This is a genomic window from Maribacter sp. TH_r10 (assembly GCF_033101095.1).
Taxonomy (GTDB): Bacteria; Bacteroidota; Bacteroidia; order Flavobacteriales; family Flavobacteriaceae; genus Maribacter_A; species Maribacter_A luteus.
Genome location: NZ_JAWMPY010000024.1, coordinates 1 through 1,330, shown reverse-complemented (window position 1 = coordinate 1,330; position 1,330 = coordinate 1). Strand labels below are relative to the sequence as shown.

Genomic DNA, 1,330 nt, shown 5'->3' with positions numbered 1-1,330 from the left:
ATGATTTTATTCCCAATATAGCCGAAAACAAAAAAATGTTTTCACTATATTTCCATAAAATAACGTGGACTTCACATAGCGCTGCGTTGGCACACATAAGACGAAAACCGTAAAATGAAATTATACATAGTAATAATAACGATATTTTTATCTGCAAATTCCTTCTGTCAAGATTTAAAAACATTAGTTCCTATCGAAGGAGAAACATTCGACTTTGGAATTGAAGTTCAAAATGACTGGAAAAAAAGAGACCAATTATTAGAAGATTTAGCAAATGAAAAAAAGAGTTGGGAAAATTTAACTGAAGAAGAAAATCGACTCTTTGAAAAGTATGACGAAACCTATGAAAGTATGTGGGATGTCGAAGGAGGTGGATGTAGTTGGTATTGTGGTGCTGGCCAATATACTGTAACAACTTCATCTGAATTATCTACTAATGGAAAAATAGATTATAAAGCAAAAAATCTAACTGATTTTAGTTATCAAACTGCTTGGGTAGAAGGAGAAAAAGGATACGGAATAGGAACATCAATCAATTTTAGTTTTGTACCAACACACCCGAGAGTTACGACAATAATATTTGCTAACGGATATGTTAAGAGTAAAGAGGCTTGGAAAAACAATTCAAGAGTTCACAAATTAAAAGTGTATGTAAACAACGAGCCATATGCCATAATTGAATTAAATGATATTTACTCAAAACAAATCGTTGGACTTGAAAAACCATTAGGAAATTCAGATAGAGACAATTTTGACAAACTAAAAGAGAAGGATAATTGGACTTTAAGGTTTGAGATTTTATCTGTTTACAAAGGAGATAAATACGATGATACAGCAATTTCAGAAATTTACTTTGATGGTTTGGATGTTCATTGCTTGGCTAAAGGAACATCAATTACTATGGGAGATAACAGCCAAAAAGCAATAGAAGATTTAATAGTGGGAGACGAAATACTTTCTTTTAACAAAAAATCTGGTAAATATGAAAGTTCAGTAATTAAAGAATTAGCAAGTCAAATTCATAAAGACCTTATAAATATCGAGTTCTCAAATGGAATGCAAATCACTTGTACAAAAGACCATCCATTCTTAACCAATGACCTAAATTGGACTTCACTACATCCTAAAAAAACTGAAAGAGACTATGAAATAGATAATGTGATTAAACTTAAAGTAGGCACTAAAATTAAAAATAAAAAAACTGGATTGGAAGTTATTAAAATTAACGAAATAGATGGAAAACAGATTACTTATACTATCGTTGACTTAAACAAAAACAAGACATTTATTGCAAACGGAATAATTACGGGAATTGAAAAATTACGTGTGC

At 30.6% G+C, this 1,330-nt stretch carries 1 protein-coding gene; it reads left to right on the top strand.

The window, feature by feature from the left end; all coding sequences use genetic code 11:
- Positions 1–114: 114 nt before the first annotated feature.
- Positions 115–1,330, top strand: a 1,216-nt coding sequence (locus tag R3X28_RS19150) for an NADase-type glycan-binding domain-containing protein (protein WP_317666483.1), incomplete at its 3' end; no start/stop codon positions are given.